Origin of the sequence: Candidatus Protochlamydia sp. R18 (genome assembly GCF_000648255.1) — a bacterium.
Lineage (GTDB): Bacteria > Chlamydiota > Chlamydiia > Chlamydiales > Parachlamydiaceae > Protochlamydia > Protochlamydia amoebophila.
Window position 1 is genome coordinate 40,645 of the sequence record NZ_BASL01000732.1, and the last position, 8,426, is coordinate 49,070.

Consider the following 8,426-nt stretch of genomic DNA (forward strand, 5'->3'; position numbering starts at 1 on the left):
CTATGGATTTTAAAGTTCGAAGTTATTTTTTATTTTTGATAATCATCTGTATTTTTTTAACTCTAACAAGCTGTTGCCCCTCTTCTAGTGCTTACAGAGAGTTGTACTCCCATTTACGTCAATATAAAAAAACGCGCGTGCCAATGAAGGAAGAGAATTATTTTTTGATTATTTTAGTCAATGCACGTCATTTAGATTATACGGATACCCGTTCATTTTTTCATACAGTGGCCAAGCATCCTCGTGATGCCACTAAAAATGGAGATTTGGGACATGCTTGGATCTATTTACAAGGAAATATCAATGGAAGAATAGTCGTTATTGAAGGAGGACATTCTGGAGAAAGAGGAATGACAGATGTTCGTTATTTTGATGGCATCATGAATTATAATGATTGGGGATATGTAAATCCTACTTTAGAACAAAGGAAACATCCTTGTTATGAACCCAATCCTGCTAAATATTTATGGGCAACTTTAAACGATGGTTATTTTCAACAAGGAACAGGAGGGCATAAACCTACCTACGCTGCAAAAATTTCATTAACTAAACAACAATTCAATGCAATTATTCAAGCCATCAAAATCGATGCTTATCCTTATCACCATTATTCATTGACGCAACAGCAATGTTCAAATTTTGTTTCGAAAATAAGTGAACTAGCCGGTTTAAAATTAGAATCAGAAATTGCTATGCCTATTTATCCTTCTGTATGGTATAGAGGGCAAATGGTCCGGCTTTGGGAAGATCCTCAATATTCAGTCATCAAACTTGCAACACCTGATATCCTTGAAAAATCACTAATGAAGGCTGTACAAAAAGGTGATGCAGAATATGCTTTAGATTGGTACTTAAACAATAAATCACGTAACTAAAACTTTAATCATCAAAAAATAGCAATTAATCGGATTAATTATTCACCTTTAATTTTTGAATATTTTTAGTTTCAATAATGCTTTGATTTAAAAATATTTTATTTAAATTTCTTTCTATTACATATAGTCCGAATGAAATTTTTCTTTCGAAAAATTTCATTCGTTGAAAGCATATTTTTCATTAAAAAAATTAAACTTCTTGTTCTGCTTCTTTTAAAGTTGGGCTATCCATTCCTACTCCCATCGCATGAAGGCCGTAATCTACATAAATTGTAGATCCAGTAATTGCACAGGCTAAATCTGATCCTAAAAAAGCCGCAACATTTGCCACTTCACAAGCTTTAAGCTCTTCTTGAAGGGGGGCATTCACTTGAGAATAATTAATCATACGATCAATAAAACCAATTGCTCTAGCTGCACGACTTCGTAGGGGGCCAGCCGAAATGGTATTTACGCGAATATTCCATTTTCTGCCGGCTTCCCAGGCTAAAGTCCTGGTATCACTCTCTAAAGCTGCTTTCGCAGAGCTCATACCGCCTCCATAGCCTGGAATAATTTTTTCTGAGGCGAGGTAAGTCAGAGTTAAGGCTGACCCTTGAGAATTGAGATAAGGTCCAAGATGAGACAATAAACTCACAAATGAATAAGAGGAAGAGCTGAGAGCTGCTAGATAACCTTTTCGACTTGTTTCTAATAAAGGTTTTTGTACTTCGGGTGCGTTGGCAAGGGAATGGACGAAAATATCTATCTTTCCAAAATCCTTTCCAATTGCTTCGCAGACCTCAGAAATGGTATAGCCTCCAACACCTTTATATCTTTTGTTTTCTCTAATTTCTTCTGGAACATCTTCGGGTTTATCAAAAGAAGCATCTAGGGGATAAATTTTAGCAAAAGTAAGTAAGGATCCATTAGGTAAACGGCGTGAAGCATCAAATTTTCCCGCCTGCAAGCTAGAAGTAAAAATCTTCAAAATAGGAGTCCAAGTTCCGATAATGATTTCTGCTCCTGCTTCGGCAAGGGCTTTAGCAATGGCCCATCCAAAGCCTTGATCATCTCCTACTCCAGCAATAAAAGCTTTTTTTCCCTTTAAATTGATTTGCATTTGACAAACTCCTTATTATAGAAAATTTTAAGTGGGCTCCATTGTAAGATTTTACTTATAAGTTTGTCGAAGTTTTTTTTAGAGCTACAAAGGTGTTTATCGAATTATTTATTGTTTAATGTTTCGAATAAAAAAAACTCTTCTAATAATTAATTTTAAATTTCGGATTCTATTAAATTTTTAATAAAAATTTTGTAATTTGATATTTATTAAAGATAAAGTCAGCTTGATAAATTACCTCGATTTTTTCATTAATCGATTTTCCTTTGATTCAATATCAAAAATATAAAGTTTAAAAATTTATTGCTATTTAGTGACTAATTATAAGTCGCCTAAAATTTTTATTGGAGTTTATGTAAATACGAATGAAATTTGTTATCCTGATGCTTGTATATGGGCAAATTGGTTAAATATGATTGCTAGTCAATTCCATCAATTTGGACATATTGTTCAGAGAAAAAATAAATTTTTTTTATAAAATTTCTTTTAAAGATAAACTAGCATTAAGCATTTAATTTGGTAGGGTACCCGAGTTGATTCGCTATCGTTTAAATATTGTTGAAATCATTTTTAGATGTCATGAAGAAAAGCAGGTTATCTCTTAAAATTAATGCTGATGAAGTCTCTGTGAGGAAGTTACTGGCCTGAAGGATTCAAAATTAATTTTTTTTCTTAAGCAAATAATGATTTTTCTCATTGCTTGCATATTTCAGCATAAAACCTTATTATACATGCTAAATTTTGTTTTATCCCCTTAAAAATCAAAGATTTTATTGCTTATTGAAAAAAACAACTTAAAAAATGGCCAATAGCTATTTTCAAAATGGTAGGCACAATAGTTACTTTACTTATTCAACACAAGCATGAGAGATAGAGAAATGCGTTTGAGAGTTTTTTTTATTCGTTTGAGTTTAATTTTTTTAATGGTAATGGCTGTTTACGGTTTAGGGAGAGGTTATTTTTATTTAACAGGAGGATTCACTCTAGCAAATATCACCTCAAATTTTCCTTTTAATCCTCAATGGGAAGTAAAATCCTTTCCTGCAGAAGAACAAATCCAATTTTTACCGATCTTTGATCAACCCTATCATTATCTGGGTAAAGGATGCCAGTCGTATGTTTTTTTAAGCGAAGATGGACGATATGTCATTAAATTTTTTAAATATCAAAGATTTCGCTTACAGCCTTGGCTTCTTTATGCACCTCCGCTTCCTGCAATCATTCAATATCGAAAGGAAAAAGAAAAGAAGAAGTGGGACAAATTGGATGGATTTGTCAAAAGTTGGAAAGTTGCTTTTGAAAATTTAAAAAAAGAAACTGGACTTATCTTTGTCCATCTCAATAAAACTGAAAATCTGCAAAAGCAACTTGTTATTTACGATAAAATTGGTAGAAGGCATCAAATAGAGCTTGATCAAATGGAATTTTGCGTACAGTGTCGAGCTACTATGCTTTGTGATAAATTATTAGAATTTAAATCACAAAAACAAGATCAACAAGCAAAATTTTTAATTGTCAACCTTTTAAAATTGATTTTATCAGAATATCATCGAGGGCTTGCAGATAATGATCATGCTCTCATGCAAAATACTGGTGTTGTCAATGAAATGCCCATACATATTGATGTTGGACAGTTTGTAAAAAATGAAGTCATTAAAGATCCTGCTGTTTATCATCAGGAATTATTTACGAAAACTTACAAATTTAAAATTTGGTTAAGCGAAAATTATCCTGAACTTGCTTCTTTTTTAGAAGCTCAGCTAAAAGAAATTATTGGTCCCGCTTACTGGACCATGCAGCCTAAGTTTCGACCCAAATAGCCTTTAAAGCAAAGCAATAAAATCGAATTAATCTCCTTACTTTCAAAGCAATTTTTGTTGAACATGCATTTCTTAATTTTTTCTTTGAACGGCTGCTGCTTGTTTTAAATTCATTTCTTCAAGTTAATTAATGGGAATTTTTACTTATGCAAATCAAACTCGAAATAAGTATAACTTTTTTCCATTTGGATTAACAAGGAGATAGCTTACTTTGATTTTAACTCTGCTAAGGCTTGGCTATAAGCTGTTAGACTAACTAAAAGAGTAGCTGCAAATAGGCTAAAAGAGAATTTTTAGGGTTTTAAAAACAATATGATTGGCCTTACAGCAAATATATTCAACGTAAATTGCCCATTATAAAAGAAAATTCATGAGGAAGTTGATCTGTTAATAACCCCCTCACAAATCTTCCAATTAAAGGGATTGACTGCTGTGTAAACAATTTAAATTTATACTTCTTTAGAGCATCTAGCATTGGTTGGGAAAATCCCTTAATTGCTAATTCGTTTGATTCTCTAAACTTTTCTACAGCCATCACTTTTAACATTTCAGCTATTTGGCATTACGCATAAAATTTAAAAATGACTACGCAGCATCCAAGCAGCTTTTTCATGAGCCCTTAAGCGTTGAATTAATAAATCAGCTGTTCCTTCATCGCCAAGTTCAGAAGATTGATCAATTCTTTCTCTTAAGTGACCGCAAATAGACTCGTGGTCTTTTAAAAGCTTTTGGAGCATATCATCTCCACCCAAATCTCCATCAGATTCTTTTAATGAGGTCATTTCTAAAAATTGTTTCAAACTCCCAGGTGCCTGTTCACCTAGCATACGAATGCGTTCGGCAAGCTCATCTATCGCTTCAGCAAGTTCTTTATATTGCTTTTCTAAAAAATTATGCAAAGCATAAAAACGAGAATCGATAAGGTTCCAATGAAAATTTTGAGTTTTTACATATAACACATAGGTATCAGACAATATCAAACTTAAAAACTGAGCAATTTGCTGTCTGACACTTTGATCTAAATTGAGATTAATAGTCATAAATACTCCTTATTTGTTTAATTAATTTTTGGAGCAGAAGGAAAATCAATTTGAGGATCTGTAATATGATTAAAATAATTAGTAAAAATATTCAAAACAACAACTAGAATAATTTCCACAATTTCTTGATCTGAAATGCCAGCGGATTTTAGTTTCTCTATATCTTGATCTGAAACTTGAGCTCGTCTTTCCACAATAGTTTTGGCAAAAGTTAAAATGGCTTCTGTTTTTTTATCTTGAGAATGCCCTAGTCGTGATTCTAAAATATCTTTCTCTTGTAGACCGGCTAATTTAGCACTCACAGTATGTGCTGATAAGCAATATTGACAATCATTTGTTTGACCTACCACTAGAGCAAGTTGTTCTCGTAGTTTAGGACTTAAGCTTGTCTGCGATGCTGCTTCACTTAATCCTAAATACCCTTTTAAGGCTGCTTCAGAATTTCCCATATTTTGGAAAATATTCAGAACGCGACCCATTTTTTTTTCTAAACCAATGTAAATTTGGGTAATGTTTTGATTAGCTTCTTCTTTTGTAATAGGGCTGATTCGAGTCATTTTATACCTCTGATTAAAAATAGATGGACATGTTTAAAAAATACAATTATTGAGTAGATTCTAATTCTGCTTCATCATTAATTCCGCGGCTGAAAAAACCGCCTTCAGCGAGATCAATCAACGTTTCATCAAAGCGAGTTTCTTCATCTAAAGAGTATTGTAAAGTATCCGCAATTTCTTCAAAGTAGATTTGCTCGGTAGAAAAGTTACTTAGATGTCTAGCAAGGGCTCGTGCGGAGCCATAACTTGCGATTTCATAGTGCTTTATTTTTTGGCAAAGAATAATTAAATAAACATCTTTTAATGAAGAGGGAGTAGGAAAACGAGTGATAATTTCTTCGACCTCATTTATTAGCTCCCGCATAGATTTACAAATGCTTTCTGAGGTATTTGCATTCAAAGATTCTAAAATAAACTGAAGCCTTTTCTTTTGATTTTGAGTTTCATTAAGATGTGTTGTTAAGGCTGATTTTAATTCAGGATGTAGAGACTCTTTGATCATTTTAGGTAATAAGGCGATAAGTTGATTTTCAACATCAAAGAGGTCTCTTAATACAGTCGTAAAGACTTCAAATAAAGAATTTCTCATGATTATCTCCTTATCAACATTGGAGTTTATCATCCTAATATTTAAATGATTAAATCAACTATTTAAATAATTTATATGTTTATTATTTCTATACTAATTGAATGAGGGGATTGAGGCAATAAAATCCCCTTAAAAAGCTTAAAATTTTTTTATATAAAGTTTGTATTTTTTAGAAAAAAGGATTTTTAATAGGCAAAATGCAATGAATTTTAAAAATATAGAAGAAGCTACTAAAGGCTTTGGGAATGGATACAGAGCTATTCTCTTTATAAATAATCTAATATAATGCCAGTTTAACGTAAGAAATCCTCAAAAATATTCTAGGAGCTTAGCAGCTTCGATTTCTGTATTTGAAAAGAACGTCGAGGTTGGAATGGATTCAAGCAATAATTAGCAAGACCTGCCATCAGATTGCTAAGAAAGTTCCATCGATTTCGGAGCCGATGATGTTCTATCTGACAGCTACTTTTTAACAGATTGTTCACACTTTCAATCATAGCCCTCTTTTTTAGCATGAGTTTATCCACTAACGTGATCAATTTATTTTTCATCTTCTTCTTTACTTTTGTGAAAAGTTGAATTCCCTTTTGCATTAAAGTATTAGTCAGTTTTACTGAAATATACCCTCAATGTTTCGAAAGAGTAGTGTAATGCAGATAATGCATTTTTGAATCATGCCTTCCAAGATGTATTAAACCTAATAAGCACTATGTTCTGCTGATGGATCAATTTGATGAGTATCTTCTTCTGCATGCTTTAGCGCCTTATTTTACAACCATACCTAAGACCTAAACCATAAAGAGCTTTCTTTCCCCTCTCGCCTATTTGGTTATTGATGAGATAGAGTGTTTCAAGAACAGTATTGGAAGCCAGAGCCTGAGCAATTGCTTTTCGCTCCCTCATCGCTTATTTGGTTATTACTGAGATCAATTATTTTAAGAGTAGTATTGGAAGCAAGAGCCTGAGCAAAAGCTTCCATTCCCTTATCGCTGATGTGGGTTCTGTTAAGGTAGAGTGACTTAATAGTCGTATTGGAAACAAGATAATAAGCAATTGCTTCTGCTCCCTTATCTCTTATTTGGTTATAAATGAGATCAATTTTTATCGAGGCGCTTCTCTAAGAGAGATACTCGCTGTTTTTGTAGGCACTATACAAACAATTTTATACTTGTAAACGCCAAAAATACTCTTAAATAAGGCGCTATTTTATCAAGAATAAGGAGGAGGACAAAAGAAGAGAGCTCCATAAAAGTAAAAAATATCAAAAAAAATAGATAAAAGTGGAGCTAATCCCTAAGTTTATAGAAATTTTGCCAGAATTCTATGTTATTTCAATCCCAAAAGAATACGAAACTAAATTCGATTACCTGCTCGCCAATTCTACCAATATGCGTCTTTAAGCCAATTACGAATTTAAAATTTCAAATACACAAAAGATATAAGATTTAAGTTTTTAATAATAAGGCGGTTGGTTATTTGGATCTCCAACTAAATGTTTATCCAGCAAACCAGATAAGTTAGCTAGCATCCTTAAACCCTCTCACGGATAAATTTGTTTTTTTAAGAGATAACTTAAATCCTTTTGTTGATTTAGGATTCAAATTCTGAACTTATCTCATCAGTGGCTGTATCAGTAGTTACATCATTAAATGCATTAATTTTTTCTAAATCTTCTACAGGGACAAAAGCACCTACGGTTTTCCATTACGAGTAATCAAAAATCTCTCGCCTTTATATTTTGCTAAATTAACACATTCTGACAAGTTTTGGCGGAATTTCACGAAGCTCATTACTTTTGCTTTTTCCATATCATTAACCTATATATTTTTTAAATAATTTTAACTATTTATTAGATAACACGTTTATGACTATAAAATATAGTAAATAATTGCATTGATAAATAGGTCATCATATTCCAAATGATATAAATTACATTTGGTGATAGGATAACGATTTAATTAATCAGAGTAGTGTACACATTTAGCAATCTCTAAAAAATAGTCCTAAGTTCCGATAACGCATTATTATATCGGTAGTTAGAAAAAATAGAAAAATAGACAATGAAAAAAACAAAGTGTTAGCAAAATTTAGGTCGGTAGATATGGTCAATATGGAAAATCAGTTAGCAATACAAAAAATTGAAAATTTCGAAGTTGGCGAATATCTTGATTTGGTCAAAACAGCAAAAGAATATGCGGCTTTTGCAAGGTCGTTTAATACCAACAAATCGTATCGATCTGATTGGAATGATTTTGTTTTTTGGTGTCAGGAAAAAAAATTAAGGCCATTACCAGCTTTACCTCAAACGATTGTCGTCTATTTGATTAGTCGAGCAAATAACGCATGGATCAATCAAAAAGGGAAATTACAAAAACCTCTCAAAATTTCTAGTTTAAGCCGTAGGCTTACCTCCATTAGCCAAGCTCACAAATTAGCTAAACAG

8 protein-coding genes and 1 pseudogene are annotated in these 8,426 nt (G+C 32.4%); 3 read left to right on the forward strand and 6 right to left on the reverse strand.

Annotated elements, in window-relative coordinates; genetic code table 11:
• Positions 1 to 2 precede the first annotated feature (2 nt).
• Positions 3 to 875: a hypothetical protein gene (locus TY19_RS08215; RefSeq protein ID WP_052354713.1), complete on the forward strand. Its 873-nt coding sequence runs from the start codon at positions 3 to 5 to the stop codon at positions 873 to 875.
• A gap of 190 nt (positions 876 to 1,065) precedes the next feature.
• Here TY19_RS08215 and TY19_RS08220 read toward each other — a convergent pair whose 3' ends face one another.
• On the reverse strand, positions 1,066 to 1,977 hold the full coding sequence (locus tag TY19_RS08220; protein WP_011175702.1) for an enoyl-[acyl-carrier-protein] reductase: 912 nt from the start codon (positions 1,975 to 1,977) through the stop codon (positions 1,066 to 1,068).
• An 878-nt stretch (positions 1,978 to 2,855) separates the two neighbouring features.
• Between TY19_RS08220 and TY19_RS08225 the strand changes: the two genes are divergently transcribed.
• Positions 2,856 to 3,797: a hypothetical protein gene (locus tag TY19_RS08225; protein ID WP_042279510.1), complete on the forward strand. Its 942-nt coding sequence runs from the start codon at positions 2,856 to 2,858 to the stop codon at positions 3,795 to 3,797.
• Between the two features lie 575 nt (positions 3,798 to 4,372).
• Here TY19_RS08225 and TY19_RS08235 read toward each other — a convergent pair.
• From TY19_RS08235 to TY19_RS19600, 5 genes are all read right to left on the reverse strand, one after another.
• Entirely contained in the window at positions 4,373 to 4,837 is a 465-nt protein-coding gene (locus tag TY19_RS08235) for a Dps family protein (RefSeq protein ID WP_042279328.1), read from the reverse strand.
• A 17-nt stretch (positions 4,838 to 4,854) separates the two neighbouring features.
• Positions 4,855 to 5,394, reverse strand: a complete 540-nt coding sequence (locus tag TY19_RS08240) for a carboxymuconolactone decarboxylase family protein (protein ID WP_042279331.1) — start codon at positions 5,392 to 5,394, stop codon at positions 4,855 to 4,857.
• A gap of 46 nt (positions 5,395 to 5,440) precedes the next feature.
• A complete protein-coding gene (locus TY19_RS08245) occupies positions 5,441 to 5,983 on the reverse strand; it encodes a ferritin-like domain-containing protein (protein WP_042279333.1) in 543 nt (180 codons plus the stop codon).
• 320 nt (positions 5,984 to 6,303) lie between these two features.
• Positions 6,304 to 6,603: a transposase gene (locus TY19_RS26875; RefSeq protein WP_042279335.1), complete on the reverse strand. Its 300-nt coding sequence runs from the start codon at positions 6,601 to 6,603 to the stop codon at positions 6,304 to 6,306.
• Positions 6,604 to 6,833: 230 nt separating this feature from the next.
• The gene (locus TY19_RS19600; protein WP_079979186.1) at positions 6,834 to 7,088 is read right to left on the reverse strand and encodes a hypothetical protein; all 255 of its coding nucleotides are present in this window, start codon (positions 7,086 to 7,088) and stop codon (positions 6,834 to 6,836) included.
• Between the two features lie 996 nt (positions 7,089 to 8,084).
• Between TY19_RS19600 and TY19_RS08255 the strand changes: the two are divergent.
• Positions 8,085 to 8,426 (forward strand): annotated as a pseudogene (locus tag TY19_RS08255) (hypothetical protein); the annotation flags it as partial.